This window comes from Bacillus sp. FSL E2-8868, from assembly GCF_038005505.1.
In the GTDB taxonomy this organism is placed as follows: domain Bacteria; phylum Bacillota; class Bacilli; order Bacillales; family Bacillaceae_G; genus Bacillus_A; species Bacillus_A mycoides.
In genome coordinates this window covers 21832-36380 of record NZ_JBBOTI010000005.1, presented here as the reverse complement: position 1 = coordinate 36380, position 14549 = coordinate 21832, and the positions used below count along the sequence as shown (strand labels likewise).

Annotated in this window: 14 protein-coding genes; 11 read left to right on the top strand and 3 right to left on the bottom strand. The window is 35.6% G+C overall.

Annotated features, from left to right (window positions below; translation table 11 throughout):
• Positions 1 to 7: 7 nt before the first annotated feature.
• The 11 genes from NSS74_RS26985 (at position 8) to NSS74_RS26935 (ending at position 11871) form a co-directional block, all read left to right on the top strand.
• Entirely contained in the window at positions 8 to 823 is an 816-nt protein-coding gene (locus NSS74_RS26985; RefSeq protein WP_002029609.1) for a hypothetical protein, read from the top strand.
• 170 nt (positions 824 to 993) lie between these two features.
• The gene (locus NSS74_RS26980) at positions 994 to 1395 is read left to right on the top strand and encodes a hypothetical protein (RefSeq protein WP_002125041.1); all 402 of its coding nucleotides are present in this window, start codon (positions 994 to 996) and stop codon (positions 1393 to 1395) included.
• A gap of 16 nt (positions 1396 to 1411) precedes the next feature.
• Positions 1412 to 1606, top strand: coding sequence for a hypothetical protein (locus NSS74_RS26975; protein ID WP_002029614.1), 195 nt, complete (start codon positions 1412 to 1414; stop codon positions 1604 to 1606).
• Between the two features lie 13 nt (positions 1607 to 1619).
• Complete coding sequence (locus NSS74_RS26970) at positions 1620 to 3167, top strand: glycosyltransferase family 2 protein (protein ID WP_002140281.1); 1548 nt, start codon at positions 1620 to 1622, stop codon at positions 3165 to 3167.
• On the top strand, positions 3157 to 4401 hold the full coding sequence (locus NSS74_RS26965; RefSeq protein WP_002140284.1) for a nucleotide sugar dehydrogenase: 1245 nt from the start codon (positions 3157 to 3159) through the stop codon (positions 4399 to 4401). Before NSS74_RS26970 ends, NSS74_RS26965 begins: the two co-directional genes overlap by 11 nt.
• Complete coding sequence (locus NSS74_RS26960) at positions 4398 to 5363, top strand: NAD-dependent epimerase/dehydratase family protein (RefSeq protein ID WP_002140285.1); 966 nt, start codon at positions 4398 to 4400, stop codon at positions 5361 to 5363. The genes NSS74_RS26965 and NSS74_RS26960 overlap by 4 nt, the downstream gene beginning before the upstream one ends.
• Positions 5356 to 6900: a glycosyltransferase family 2 protein gene (locus NSS74_RS26955; RefSeq protein ID WP_002166984.1), complete on the top strand. Its 1545-nt coding sequence runs from the start codon at positions 5356 to 5358 to the stop codon at positions 6898 to 6900. Before NSS74_RS26960 ends, NSS74_RS26955 begins: the two co-directional genes overlap by 8 nt.
• Positions 6872 to 7090 (top strand): hypothetical protein, encoded by a 219-nt coding sequence (locus NSS74_RS26950; RefSeq protein WP_002125049.1) that lies wholly within the window; start codon positions 6872 to 6874, stop codon positions 7088 to 7090. The genes NSS74_RS26955 and NSS74_RS26950 overlap by 29 nt, the downstream gene beginning before the upstream one ends.
• Positions 7091 to 7242: 152 nt before the next feature.
• Positions 7243 to 9492: a formate C-acetyltransferase gene (gene pflB / locus NSS74_RS26945; protein WP_002029623.1), complete on the top strand. Its 2250-nt coding sequence runs from the start codon at positions 7243 to 7245 to the stop codon at positions 9490 to 9492.
• Between the two features lie 69 nt (positions 9493 to 9561).
• Positions 9562 to 10293: a pyruvate formate-lyase-activating protein gene (gene pflA / locus NSS74_RS26940; protein ID WP_002029624.1), complete on the top strand. Its 732-nt coding sequence runs from the start codon at positions 9562 to 9564 to the stop codon at positions 10291 to 10293.
• 411 nt (positions 10294 to 10704) lie between these two features.
• Complete coding sequence (locus NSS74_RS26935) at positions 10705 to 11871, top strand: diglucosyl diacylglycerol synthase (protein ID WP_002139554.1); 1167 nt, start codon at positions 10705 to 10707, stop codon at positions 11869 to 11871.
• A gap of 450 nt (positions 11872 to 12321) precedes the next feature.
• On the opposite strand, the gene NSS74_RS26930 is transcribed toward NSS74_RS26935, so the two are convergent.
• From NSS74_RS26930 to NSS74_RS26920, 3 genes are all read right to left on the bottom strand, one after another.
• Positions 12322 to 12441 carry a YfhE family protein gene (locus NSS74_RS26930; RefSeq protein ID WP_002029627.1) on the bottom strand — a complete coding sequence of 40 codons (120 nt, stop codon included), beginning with the start codon at positions 12439 to 12441 and terminating at the stop codon, positions 12322 to 12324.
• Positions 12442 to 12551: 110 nt separating this feature from the next.
• Positions 12552 to 13109: a GNAT family N-acetyltransferase gene (locus tag NSS74_RS26925; RefSeq protein ID WP_002091129.1), complete on the bottom strand. Its 558-nt coding sequence runs from the start codon at positions 13107 to 13109 to the stop codon at positions 12552 to 12554.
• 227 nt (positions 13110 to 13336) lie between these two features.
• On the bottom strand, positions 13337 to 14479 hold the full coding sequence (locus tag NSS74_RS26920) for an amidohydrolase (protein ID WP_002091127.1): 1143 nt from the start codon (positions 14477 to 14479) through the stop codon (positions 13337 to 13339).
• Positions 14480 to 14549 lie beyond the last annotated feature (70 nt).

Below are 14549 nucleotides of genomic sequence, written 5' to 3'. Positions count from 1 at the left end.
GAGGTTTATGAGTATACATAAGCATCATGCACGCAATGCGAAACGAACTTTGTTTATAGCTATCATTGTATGGATTATCGTTGTAATTGGATTAGTTATGGAATATAAAAAAGGAACAATATTCACTTCAGATAAAGAAATTCTGAAATTAATAGGTATTTTGCTACCAGCGTTTGGATTACTAATATATAGTTTTATAGAAAAACGAAGAGCAAAAATGCTTAGACAGGATAATTGTAATATAGGGAGCTCTAGATTATTTGAACAACAAAAGTTCGTTGTTCGTAGAGAGGTAGGGGTATTTCAAGTAATAACGTACTTTGGATTAGATGGCAGTGCAGTAGGGTTTTTAAAAGAAGAGTATAATTCCGTTATTCAAAGTATATGGAAAGGTGCACTTTCTTTTCTTTTTAAGGGACTACATAAGCAACAATTTTATTTATATAATCAATCGGGAGAAAGATTGCTGCGTGTTCAAAAGAAGATGGGCGTGCGTAACTTCTATATATTTTATAGTGTAAATGGAAAGAAAATTGGAGAGTTGAAACAAGTACTAAGTTTAACAAAATGGGAATGGATATTTTTAGAGATGAATGGTAAGGAAATTGGTAAAGTGACTGGGGACTTTTCAGCAACAATGCAGAAAATAGACTGGCAAGATGGAACACATATTGATGTGAAAGAAGATGGTATTCCGTTAGAAGCTGCAAAATATTTTTCGGCAAGTGGTGGATCCCTTGTTACAGCTTCTATATCCGGACAAGCAGAATTATCAAGAGCGGTATATTACGGCGTAGCTGCCATTGTGACAATTAAAAATTAAAGATTAGCAAAGAGATAGATGGGAAACCATCTATCTTTTTTTATGCCCTGAAACAATTATTTCTTTTAGAAAATGTATGCCTTACCTATCACAAAAAAAGTCTGCTTTGTATAAATTAAGATGTATGGATGTAAATTTTTATACTTTAAAAATAATAGGAGGAGAAGCATATGTGTCTGTTCAGAAAATATTGGCATAAATTATCCAGACTGTTTAATAGACAATTAGGCTATTTTTTAGATGACAAGTTACTGCCTGCTGTGGAACGACTTTTATTTTCACAAAACTTTGCGAGATTTATTCAAAGAAATTCTAAGCAAGCTACGGAAGAGTTTATAGAATCAAGTCAATTTCAATCTATTATTTGTAACATTTTAAAAGAATGCAATACATCACCTTTTAAGGAAATTGCAAAGCAATATTTAGGTAAAAACGTAGAAATTACTGTGACAGTTGGACAGTTAATAGGTGTTATTGTAGCAGTTGGTGACGATTTCTTAACGCTGCAAGAAGGAATAGGAACTGAAGTTTTATTACCATTTACAAGTATTATATCAATGAAAGAAGTGTAAGAAAGGAGACTTATATATGTTATTTACTGATGAATTGCGTAACCATGTTGGTGAATTAGTGCAAGTTGTGACAGCGGTCGAAATTGTTGCAGGTATTCTTTTATCTGTTACGGACGGGGCAGTAAGTGTTCGTACATCTCCTTCTTATGGACCACCTGAAGATGTACTTGTGCGTATTCCTATTATTGCTTATGTTCGCTTGGAAGGGTAAGAGTGATACAAGTATGAGAATATCAGTTGTTATTCCAGCGCATAATGAAGCAAGTACTTTATCACAAGTTTTAGTAGAAGTGGAGAAGCTGAAGCCGTATGAAATTATTGTAGTAGATAATGGATCGACAGATGGAACGAATGAAGTGGCATTACAGCATAGTTGCCATGTAATTTATTATAAACATTCTCTTGGTAATGATGTAGGAAGGGCAATTGGGGCTAGAGAAGCAAAAGGTGAAATTGTATTGTTTTTAGATGGTGACATCGTTATTGAGAGTAAAGAGCTACAACGTTTCGTGAAAGGAGTTCAGCAAGGGCATCAAATTGTTGTGAATAATTTAACATGGTCTGTTTATTTAAAGATGAGACCACACTATACGACAGTTGGAAAATTCATGTTGAATCGTTATTTGAATAAAAAAGAGCTTGTTGTTGGTTCTTTAATCGCAATTCCACATGCGATGAATCGGGATGTTATTGAGAATCTTGGGTGGTGGAATTTAGCAGATCCAGCACTATTTCAAGCGATGGCGATGTCTAGAGGAGTAGATATTGCCGATATGGCTTCGGTCGATGTAATTCATACGAATAAGGTTCGTCCTGTGCATACGGGTACATCACCTGGTTCTCCTTATCCGAAGGCGACTAGTCGTATTATGGGTGATCATTTGTGTGCTTTGCAATACGTAATCGAAACATATGGTAAACGTGGCGGTTTTTCGGAGGGAAACAGGGATAGAGAGTTTATAGGGAAGTATAAACCAGTTTTATTACAAAAGGAAAAAGCGAAATACAGTGCTATTATACCCGTATCAGAAGAAAAAATGACTATAAGATCTGTCATACAGGAAGTGAAAAAGGCAGGTGTAGATGAAATTATAGTTGTTGCGAATGGAGCAGATACCGAGACAATTAAACAAGCAAAGCTAGAGAATGTTATTGTAGTTGAATTCGCGAAGGCACTTGGACATAATGTAGCACGAGCGATAGGGGCTATGCATGCTACGGCAGATATTTGTTTATTTGTTGATGGTGATTTTGCTATTCCGGCAAAAAAGCTAATTCCATTTTTGCATGCTATTGAAGACGGAAATGATGTGGCGTTAAATGATTTGCAATGTTTGTTAGATATGTTTCACCCGGCAGATCCAATTAGTATGGGGAAATATTTCGTGAATTTGGTAGCGAAACGACCAGATTTATGGAACAACTCATTAACGGCAGTGCCACATGCTATGCATAAAAAGGTAATAGAGAAAATTGGATATGATTCCCTTATCATTCCACCATTAGCTCAAATGAAAGCTATTTTAGAAGAATGCTCTATTACAGCAGTGGAATTTGTAGATGTTATAAAAACAAATCGAGTACGTCCAGAGCAACATGGGTTTGTAAATGGAAGAATTCCTGCATTCGATCGTATTTTCGGTGATCAGCTTGAGGCGATTGCTTATTTATTACAACATACGAATGGGCGCGGGAGTTTTACAGACGGAGAAAGGGATAGAGATATAATACTACAATTGAGAAGGGAAGAAGAGAATATAGATGAATGCTAGTAGTAAAGTAACCATTATTGGATTAGGATATGTTGGCCTTCCTTTAGCGGTCCTTTTTGCAGAAAGAGGACATGCTGTACTTGGATTAGATAAAGATAATAGGAAGATAGAATCAATAATTAAAGGAGAAAGTTATATTCCTGATGTTTCTTCTAACGTATTACAAAATTTATTGAACGAGAGAAAATTAATAGTAAATACACCAGATAAAGGTTTTGCGGAGTTCCAAAATAGTGAGTATGTTATTGTGACTGTGCCTACGCCAATTAATGAGAATAAAGAACCCGATTTAAGTGCACTCGTTTCAGCCTCCCATTATATACAACAACACCTTCAAGAAGGACAAACCTTCATTTTTGAAAGCTCCACATATCCAGGTACACTGGAGGAAGTTATCATTCCTATTATTTCTCAAACAGGTAAAAAGGTAGGAGAAGATTATTATATTGGGTATTCTCCAGAGCGAATTGATCCAGCGAATAGCCAGTATTCAGTTGAAACAATTCCAAAAGTTATTAGTGGACAAACCGAGCAGTGTAAACAAAAAGTACAGGATTTGTATAGCACTATATTTGATGTAGTCGTTCCAGTTAGTTCTCCGAAAGTTGCGGAGATGTGTAAGCTATTTGAAAACATTCAGCGCTTAGTTAATATTTCATTAGTAAATGAGTTAAATATACTTTGTGAAAGTTTGAATATTAATTTTTATGAGGTGCTTGAAGCGGCATCTACAAAACCGTTTGGATTTACTCCGTATTGGCCAGGACCAGGAATAGGAGGACACTGTATTCCGGTAGATCCTTTATATTTTCAATGGAGAATAAGAAAGGCTGGAGCAATTAGTCAATTAATTGAGGCAGCACATGTAATTAATGAAGAAATGCCAGCGAAAATAATCGGGAAAGTAAAAGGTGTGGTGCAATCACCCGCAACGGTTTTAATAGTAGGGATTGCATATAAGAAAGATGTAAATGATTTGAGAGAATCACCGGCGTTGCCAATTATTCAATTATTAATAAAAGAAGGATACAAGATAGAATATCATGATCCGTATATTTCTACAGCGAAAATTGGAGATACACTATATCAATCTGTTCCATTAGATGAACAAAGAATTAAACAAGCAAATTGTATTTTAATTGTAACGGATCACTCTAGCATCGATTGGAATCTTTTTAAAGGGATTGAGCGATTAATAGATACACGTGGAATCGTAAAGAAGGTGAGTGTATGAGTGAAAAATGTTTAATTACAGGTGGAGCAGGATTTATTGGTTCGCATTTAGCTGAAGAGTTGGTGAAAAGAGGTTATGAAGTTACTATTGTGGATAACTTCTATAAAGGAAAAAATAAATATCATAATGAGTTAATGAAAGAGCTCCGGGTTATTCCAATAAGCGTTTTAGATAAAAATTCAATTTATGAATTAGTGAATCAACATGATGTGGTGTTTCATTTAGCTGCAATTTTGGGAGTCAAAACTACAATGGAAAAAAGTGTAGAGCTTATTGAAACAAATTTCGATGGAACGAGAAATATTTTACAAGCAGCGTTAAAAGGGAAGAAGAAAGTAGTATTTGCATCTACTTCTGAAGTATATGGAAAGGGAGAGCCGCCATTCTCTGAAGAAGGAGATCGTTTATACGGTGCAACTTCCAAAATACGTTGGAGTTATGCAATTTGTAAAACGTTAGAGGAAACATTATGTTTAGGGTACGCATTAGAAGGTTTACCTGTAACGATTGTTCGTTATTTTAATATTTATGGTCCAAGAGCGAAAGATGGTCCGTACGCAGGAGTAATTCCACGATTTATTCGTGCGGCTTTGCAAGGTGACGATATTCTCGTGTATGGAGATGGAAAGCAGACACGCTGCTTTACGTATGTAAGTGATGCGGTCGAGGCAACAATTCGTGCAATGGATGAGAAGGTAAATGGTGAAATTATTAATATAGGTTCTGAGAATGAAAAAAATATAAGGGTAGTAGCGGAAGATATAAAAAAATTAACGAAGTCTATTTCCAAAATTGTGCACGTTCCATTTGAGGAAGTATATCCACATGGATTTGAAGAGATTCCAAATAGAAGACCAGACGTAACGAAATTAAGAGAACTCGTTCAGTTTCAAGCGAAAGTAACGTGGGAACAAGGATTGAAAGAAACTATTAAATGGTTTCGTGAAGAAAACAATGGCTAAGTCGTTATCAGTTATTATTCCCGTATGTAATGAAGTGGATACGATTTCAGATGTGGTTCAATCGGTAAAACCATTGAATCCAGTAGAGATTATTGTAGTAGCAAATGGTTGTAATGATGGTACAGAAGCGATTGCTGAGAGCTTAGGATGTACAGTAATCCAGCATAAAGAGTCACTTGGTAACGACGTTGGACGCGCAGTTGGTGCAAAACATGCGATAGGTGATGTATTACTGTTTGTAGATGGAGATTTTGCTATTCAAACTTCAAAATTACAATTATTCCTTAATCCGATTTTACATGATCAGGCGGACATCGTTTTAAATAATTTGGACGCATTATTTTTAAAGAAACAAAAACCGCACTCCGTGACAGTATGGCGCCAAATATTAAATGCAATGTTAGAGCGTGAAGAATTAAAAATTGATTCTTTATTATCTGTACCTCATGCGCTGACGAAGGAAGTTGTGCAAAGTATTGGAGACGAATGTTTTGTTAATCCTATTGTGGCTCATCTACGCCTAGCACAAAGTAAATGGAGAATTAGTCGTCATTGTGCAATTGACGTTATTACGCCAAATAAATTTCGTCCATTCGAGCATGCTGCATATGGCACGGATCTTTCTCAATCTGAAAAACGAATGATAGGTGATCATATAGAAGCTGTAGCAGAGCGGATATTAGGCAGCGATGGGCGCGGAGGATATTATGATGGAAATAGGAAAAGAGAGAGTGTCTATCATACTCTAAATTTTGAAGATTTTTATCAAGGATGGGGCGTTACATCTAATTTGTATAAAGGAGAGCAATTATCGGTAATTATTCCTGTGCAAAATGAAGAGAAAACAATTGGAAACGTTATAGAAGAGCTTCGCAAAATTGAACCTTTTGAAATCATCGTTGTTGTAAATGGTTCGTCCGATAAAACGGCAACAATTGCAAAAGACAAGGGAGCAACAACAATTGTGTATAAAGAAGCACTTGGAAACGATGTGGGGCGTTCGCTTGGAACTTATTTTGCAAAAGGAGAAATTGTTTTATTTATAGACGGTGATTTTGTTATTCCAGCTAGTGAGCTATATCCCTTTGCAAAAGCTATTGCAGATGGAACGGATGTCGCATTAAATGATTTAAATCATTATTTAGATTTGAGAGTACCACTTCATCTTGTAACAGCATTTAAATATGCATTAAATTTAGCTTGTGATAGAAAAGATTTAGGAGTAGGCTCTCTTATTGCTGTACCTAATGCGTTTAGTCGTACTTGTTTGAAGGAAATAGGGTATAAATCATTATTGTCACCTTGTGTAGCACAAGTTAAAGCTGTACTTTCAGGTTTTGAAATCGCTTGTGTAAGTCGTGTCGATGTTGATAAGATGAACCGTATTCGTCCCAGTGAACATTTCGCAAAAATAGGTCATCCTCCAGCTGTCCTTCGAATTATTGGTGATCATATAGAAGGATTAGAGCAATTAATTGCATTAACAAACAGTCGTGGTGGATTTTACGATGGAAATAGAAAAAGAGATGTTTTATAGTGGTAACAAAAAAAGTGTACAACGTATGTACACTTTTTTGCTCTGTTATAAAAACTATAACAGATTAGGAGATAAGAGTATTACAGCTCTACAATGGGTATCGTTCTTATATTACAAAATAGGACTCGTATATAAGAATACCAAAAAAATACAATTAAAGAAAGGGTTAATTCTAAAGAGTTTTATATGAGGTTAACACTATGTATGTAGTAGTTTGCTCAACGTTTCACAAACATGTCACAACTATTTCGTCCACTTCCGAAAAAAAGTAGTATTCTAAGTGTGTAAGCTGTTATATAAAAAATCGTAGTCCTGTACTAATCAAAAATGGAGGAGATTAGGATGACTCAAGTATTAGAAAATGTAAAAAGCGCGTGGGAAAACTTTAAAGGTGAAAAATGGAAAGCAGAGATTGATGTTCGCGATTTCATTTTAAATAATGTAAACGTTTACGAGGGAGAAGACTCTTTCTTAGCGGAAGCAACTGAAGCAACGAAACAACTTTGGGATCAAGTAATGGATTTAACAACAAAGGAACGTGAAAACGGTGGCGTTCTTGATATGGATACAAAAATTGTTTCTTCTATTACATCACATGAACCAGGATATTTAAATAAAGATATTGAAAAAGTGGTCGGTTTCCAAACTGATAAACCATTTAAACGTTCTTTACAACCATATGGTGGTATTCGTATGGCAGAACAAGCTTGTGAAGCGTATGGATATGAAATGGATAAAGAACTTAGCAAGATTTTCAGAGACTGGCGTAAAACTCATAATCAAGGTGTATTTGATGCATACACACCAGAAATGAAAGCGGCTCGTAAATCAGGTGTTATTACTGGTCTTCCAGATGCGTATGGACGTGGACGTATTATCGGTGACTATCGCCGCGTAGCGCTATATGGTATAGATCATTTAATTGAAGCGAAAAAAGCTGATTATAATTTAACTGGCGGTGTAATGAGCGAAGATACAATGCGTTTACGTGAAGAATTATCTGAGCAAATGCGTGCACTTCAAGAGTTAAAACAGATGGCTGCTTCTCATGGATTCGATATTTCTAAGCCAGCTACAAATGCACAAGAGGCCTTCCAATGGTTATACTTTGCTTATCTTGCAGCAATTAAAGAGCAAAACGGGGCAGCAATGAGCCTTGGACGTACCTCTACATTCTTAGATGTTTACATTGAAAGAGATTTAGCAAATGGTACTTTAACAGAAGAAAAAGCACAAGAAATTGTTGACCATTTCATTATGAAATTACGTCTTGTGAAATTTGCAAGAACACCTGATTATAATGAACTATTCTCTGGAGACCCAACTTGGGTAACTGAATCTATCGGTGGTATGGCGTTAGACGGTCGTCCGTTAGTAACAAAAAACTCATTCCGTTTCTTGCATACATTAGATAATTTAGGACCAGCACCAGAACCAAACTTAACAGTTCTTTGGTCTAAACAATTACCAGAGAACTTTAAAAACTACTGTGCAAAAATGTCTATTAAAACATCAGCAATTCAATACGAAAATGATGACATTATGCGTGCTGACTACGGTGATGACTACGGTATTGCTTGTTGTGTATCAGCAATGAGAATTGGTAAACAAATGCAGTTCTTCGGAGCACGTGCAAACTTAGCGAAAGCATTACTATATGCAGTTAACGGTGGTAAAGATGAAAAGTCAAAAGCACAAGTTGGTCCTGAATACGCACCAATTACTTCTGAAGTATTAGATTATGAAGAAGTTATGCGTAAATTCGATATGACAATGGAATGGTTAGCTGGTCTATACTTAAATACATTAAATGTAATTCACTATATGCACGATAAATATAGCTATGAACGTATTGAAATGGCACTTCACGATACAAATGTTCTTCGTACAATGGCAACAGGTATCGCTGGATTATCTGTAGTAGCAGACTCTTTAAGTGCAATTAAATATGCACAAGTAAAACCAATTCGTGATGAAAATGGTATTGCAGTTGATTTCGAAATTGAGGGAGATTTCCCTAAATACGGTAACAATGATGATCGTGTAGATGAAATCGCAGTAAATCTTGTGAAAACATTTATGAACAAGATTCGCAAACATAAAACATACCGTAATTCTGTTCATACAATGTCAATCTTAACAATCACATCTAACGTTGTATACGGTAAGAAAACTGGTAACACTCCAGATGGACGTCGTACTGGAGAACCATTTGCACCGGGCGCAAATCCAATGCATGGCCGTGATACAAAAGGTGCATTAGCATCATTATTATCTGTAGCTAAATTACCATATGAAGATGCACAAGATGGTATTTCAAATACATTCTCTATTATTCCAAAAGCACTTGGTAAAGAAGATGATGTACAAGTACGAAACTTAGTATCTATGCTTGATGGATATGCAATAAAAGAAGGACACCACTTAAATATTAACGTATTTAACCGTGAAACATTAATGGATGCAATGGAGCATCCTGAAAAATATCCACAATTAACAATTCGTGTATCTGGTTACGCTGTTAACTTTATTAAATTAACTCGTGAACAACAAATTGATGTAATAAACCGTACAATGCATGAAAGCATGTAAGTGAAAAAAGTGTCCCTCTGCTTTTAATATATAGCGGAGGGAGGCTGTTTCAATAAAGGAGGAAGTAACATGGTAAAAGGAAGAATACATTCTGTAGAGTCTTGTGGTACTGTTGATGGCCCAGGGATTCGTTATGTCATATTTACACAAGGGTGTTTATTACGTTGTCAATATTGTCATAATGCTGATACATGGGAAATCGGTAAAGGTAAAGAAATAACAGTTGAAGAAGTGATGCAGGATGTGACATGTTACCTTCCATTTATTGAAGCTTCTGGAGGCGGTATAACAGTTAGCGGTGGAGAGCCACTATTACAGCTAGACTTCTTAACCCAGTTGTTTAAAAAGTGCAAAGAAGCTGGTATCCATACAACAATCGATTCTTCTGGCGGTTGTTATTCTGAAGAACCAGAATTCCAAAATAAGCTAGATATTTTAATGGAGTATACAGATTTAGTTTTATTGGATTTGAAGCATATTGATTCAAAGAAACATCGTAAATTAACAGGGAAACCAAATGAACACATTTTACAATTTGCTCGTTATTTATCGGATATAAAGAAACCAATTTGGGTAAGACATGTATTGGTTCCCGGTGTTACCGATGGTGAAGAGGATTTGCAAAAATTATCAAACTTTATTCAAAGTCTATCTAATGTTAAGAAAGTGGAAGTGCTGCCATATCATAAGCTCGGTGTTTATAAATGGGAGGCACTTGGACATAAGTATCCACTTGCGGATGTGAATCCACCGACAGAAGAAAATGTTGAACATGCAAAACATATTTTACAAGCAGTCTAACCTAAACATTTGGTTAGGCTTTTTGTTTCTTCATAATAAAATCTAGAGTATATATTTAGAAAAGAGTATACTGAAAAGGGAATATCCATATTTTTGTAAAGAATAAGCGGAGAAATTTACATAATTGTAAAGGGAAATCAAAATAGTAAAAAGAATTAAGAAGTAAAAGAGTGAGTATTATGGAATATAGAACATTTGTAAGTTATTGCGAAAGCTCTTATAGGAAAGTATAATGTAAAGATATGAGCACAGATAGGATTAAGGGGTCAATCTTATATGCTTTGCATATCCACGACAGATACATAGCTAACAGGAAAGTATTAGAATCCGAGTATGTAGTTTTTAAGGAAAATGTTTTTCCTATTGTCGTATATGCAATATGGAGAAACAAAAAGCTAGGAGTGGATTTGTTTGATAAAAAACCCCAAGGTTTTAATATTAACTGCACATTACGGTAACGGTCATGTGCAAGTGGCAAAAACATTAGAACAAACATTTCGCCAAAAAGGAATCGAAGATGTAATTGTATGCGACTTGTTTGGAGAATCACATCCAGTTATAACCGATATTACAAAATATTTATATTTAAAAAGCTATACGGTAGGAAAAGAATTATATCGTTTGTTTTATTATGGTGTAGAGAAAATTTATGATAAAAAAATAGCATCTTGGTATGCGAATTTTGGGAGAAAGCGTTTGAAGACGCTATTACAGGTGGAGAAACCGGATATTGTTATTAATACCTTTCCAATCATCGCTGTACCAGAATTGAAAAAGCAAATAGGTATTTCTATTCCTGTTTATAACGTATTAACGGATTTTTGCGTGCATAAAATATGGATCCATCGAGAAGTAGATCGTTATTTTGTAGCAACCGATCATGTGAAAAAAGTGATGGTTGATATCGGTGTACCTGCAGAACAAATTGTTGAAACAGGGATTCCGATTCGTAGCAGTTTTGAGCTAAAGATAAATCCAGCAATTATATATAATAAATATCAGTTATGTAAGGATAAAAAGATGTTACTAATTGTAGCAGGTGCTCATGGTGTGCTAGGGAGTGTAAAAGAGCTATGCCAGTCATTTATGTCAGTACCAAACTTACAAGTAGTTGTCGTTTGTGGGAAAAACGAAGCTTTAAAGCAGGATTTAATGGAACTACAGGAACAAAGTTCTGATGCTTTAAAAGTATTTGGTTATGTTGAAAACATTGATGAATTGTTCCGTGTTACTTCTTGTATGATTACGAAGCCAGGTGGTATTACATTAAGCGAAGCAGCAGCATTACAAGTACCCGTCATTTTATATAAACCTGTCCCAGGACAAGAGAATGAAAATGCGTTGTATTTTGAAAAAAAAGGGGCTGCAGTTGTAATTCGTGATGATAGTGAAGTTTTTGCAAAAACAGAGGCGTTATTACAAGATGATATGAAGCTTCTTCAGATGAAAGAAGCAATGAAAAGTATTTATCGTCCTGAGCCAGCTGGTCATATTGTGGATACAATTTTGGCAGAAAATCATGCAGAGCCGAATCATATACCTATTAAATCACCAGTTCTTGCCGAATCTTTTACTTAATATGAAACCCTCTTTTAAGCATTTAAAGAGGGTTTTTTTTATTGTTGTAAAAAAATAAACGTGAATTATTAACTTATCCCGCAAAAGCCCGATTGGTGAGGGCTAATAATCAGTGGGGATAAACAAAACTCCGACTGATTAAAGTTTCACTTTATCCACAAGGGATTACGCCTTCATTGGACAGTAAAATCGGAATATTAACAGCTATATCCACATAATCCACAATTTTTAGAAAATTATCCACAATTCTCACGTTACGAATTCATTTAAATAAATGAATTCGTAAAATACTTTTGTAATTTATGCACAATTCTACGTTTTTTGTGGATAAGGTTGTCCACAAAAAAGGTTCCTTATAAATAAGGAACCTTTTTTACTAATTCATTGGAAAATCTTATGTAATGAAACTGAATAATTAGGGGGGAAACCTTCTAATTATTCAGTTTCACTTTAAATACTTTTTGAGCGATAGCCCGCTGCACGATCTGCTTTTCGAAATTCTCGCTGATAGAGAACTTCTTGTGTACTAGATAATGTGTTTTTTGCTTTATCACGTTTCCTTTTATCCATTACAAATCACCTCGTGTCCTAAAGTCACTATCTATCGTTTCCAAAGACATGGGGTGATATACATATATGTCAAACTAGTAATGATTAATTATCATTTCTGAATTTTTAGATTACGCTTCTTTTAATTGGTGTGCTTCTTGGAATGTTGTATCTCGCATTGTTGCAAGTGTATACTGATCTTTTGGAATTTCATATAAATTATATACTTCTTCATGCGCGTTAATTTCATCATAAACGGCTTTTCTTGTTTCGTTTGCTAGATTTACATATTGTAGTTTTTCGGCAGCTTTAATAGACCGAATATTTATTTTACGAATACGCATAAAAATCGTTTCAATATCTAATTCATAGAAAAGTTCGCTAAAAAATGAATCTTTCGCCAATTTATTATATCCTTTACCATGATATGGTTTGCCAAGCCAAGTTCCGAGGAATCCAGCTTTTTCTTGCACATCAAATAAAGTAATTGTGCCGATGGGGTTACCCCATTCATCTAAAATTGTGCGTGAGATTAATTCTCCACGCTCTTCGGCTTCGATTGTTTGTTTCGTTAAAAATAAATATTCTTCATAAGAATAGGCCTTTTGACGCACAAAAGGGAAGACAGCAGGATCCACCATTAATTCGTATAGAACGTGGCTGTCGTGTAAGTCGCGTTTTTTCAACACACTAACTCCTCCTCACACGAGGGTAGCATGACGAAAAAGCACCCACCCTCGAAATTTTTATATCAATCTTTAAAAAATTTCGGGGTGGGAATCGAACCCACTAGAACCAGTTTCTAACGCTGGTGGCGCACCATTTGCCTTCCCCATTCATCAATTTGAAAATGATAATCACGACACAAATTGATTATGGTTTCATTCAGTTTATAATCGTATAATACTGTATCTAGTCAAAAAAATAAACTAGTTTTTTTATTTTTTTTGTAAATTATTTTTCCGTCAATCATAGTGAGTACAGGCTTGGCTAAATAATGGAAAGGATGATGTGTCCATAACACGAGGTCAGCATCTTTTCCAACATCAATGCTTCCAATTCTATCCTCCAAACGTAAATTTCGAGCTGGGAAAATAGTGATTCCTTCCAACGCTGTTTTCTCATCTAATCCTTCTCTTACTGCAATGGCAGCGCAAACATTTAAATATTGAATGGGTGTATAAGGGTGGTCGGTTGTAATAGAAACTTCTACTCCATTTTTCGATAAAATATGATAAGTATCCCACGTTTTGTTTTTAAGTTCGATTTTCGAACGTCGCGTAAGAGTAGGTCCAACTGAAACTTTTAAATTGTGTTTCGAAAGCTCTTCAACAATAAAGTGTCCTTCTGTACAATGTTCAATACGTAAATCAAGATTGAATTCTGTCGCAAAGCGTAAGGCTGAAGTGATATCATCTGCGCGGTGAGCGTGGATACGTACCGGTATTTCTCGGCGGAGTGCTTTTAAAATAGGTAGCATTCGAAAATCAGCTTCATGCCCGTAGTGTTGTGCGTCATAGAATGATTCACGAAGTAACCCCATAATTCCCATACGTGTTATTGATTCTTTTGTGCCGTTGCTATGGAACTTTTTAGGATTTTCTCCAAAGGCAATTTTTAAACCAGCAGGTTCCTGAATAATCATATGATCAATACAAGTTCCAGCAGTTTTTATTACGCAAGTAGTACCGCCGATAATGTTTTGGCTTCCGGGCATCACGTGAACAGTCGTAACACCATTTTGTACAGCGTCTTGAAATGCAATATCAAAAGGATGAATCCCGTCTAAAGAACGGATATGTGGTGTTGAAACTTCGGATGTTTCATTTGCATCATTACCAGCCCAACCAGTACCTTCATCGTAGAGGCCAAGGTGAGTATGAACATCAATAAATCCAGGCAAGAGATGAAGAGCTCGTGCATCTATAACGGTCATATCCTGAGTAGTATCAATATGAGGTTTGACCGCGGCAATGCGTTCTCCTATAACGAGTACATCTCCTTGAAACTTTTGGGATGTAATAGGATATACAATGGCTTGTTTGAGCAATATTTTCATAGAGACCTCATTTCCGTCACCTTGTAATGTGTAGAATAGGTTTAGACAAAGTAACTGAAAGGTTTTTCGT

Coding starts and splice junctions, on each gene's coding strand:
- NSS74_RS26955 (WP_002166984.1), top strand. CDS start 5,356: ATGGCTAAGTCGTTATCAGTTATTATTCCCGTATGTAATGAAGTGGAT.
- NSS74_RS26965 (WP_002140284.1), top strand. CDS start 3,157: ATGAATGCTAGTAGTAAAGTAACCATTATTGGATTAGGATATGTTGGC.
- NSS74_RS26950 (WP_002125049.1), top strand. CDS start 6,872: ATGGAAATAGAAAAAGAGATGTTTTATAGTGGTAACAAAAAAAGTGTA.
- NSS74_RS26960 (WP_002140285.1), top strand. CDS start 4,398: ATGAGTGAAAAATGTTTAATTACAGGTGGAGCAGGATTTATTGGTTCG.
- NSS74_RS26930 (WP_002029627.1), bottom strand. CDS start 12,441: ATGGATAAAAGGAAACGTGATAAAGCAAAAAACACATTATCTAGTACA.
- pflB (WP_002029623.1), top strand. CDS start 7,243: ATGACTCAAGTATTAGAAAATGTAAAAAGCGCGTGGGAAAACTTTAAA.
- NSS74_RS26920 (WP_002091127.1), bottom strand. CDS start 14,479: ATGAAAATATTGCTCAAACAAGCCATTGTATATCCTATTACATCCCAA.
- NSS74_RS26975 (WP_002029614.1), top strand. CDS start 1,412: ATGTTATTTACTGATGAATTGCGTAACCATGTTGGTGAATTAGTGCAA.
- NSS74_RS26985 (WP_002029609.1), top strand. CDS start 8: ATGAGTATACATAAGCATCATGCACGCAATGCGAAACGAACTTTGTTT.
- NSS74_RS26980 (WP_002125041.1), top strand. CDS start 994: ATGTGTCTGTTCAGAAAATATTGGCATAAATTATCCAGACTGTTTAAT.
- pflA (WP_002029624.1), top strand. CDS start 9,562: ATGGTAAAAGGAAGAATACATTCTGTAGAGTCTTGTGGTACTGTTGAT.
- NSS74_RS26970 (WP_002140281.1), top strand. CDS start 1,620: ATGAGAATATCAGTTGTTATTCCAGCGCATAATGAAGCAAGTACTTTA.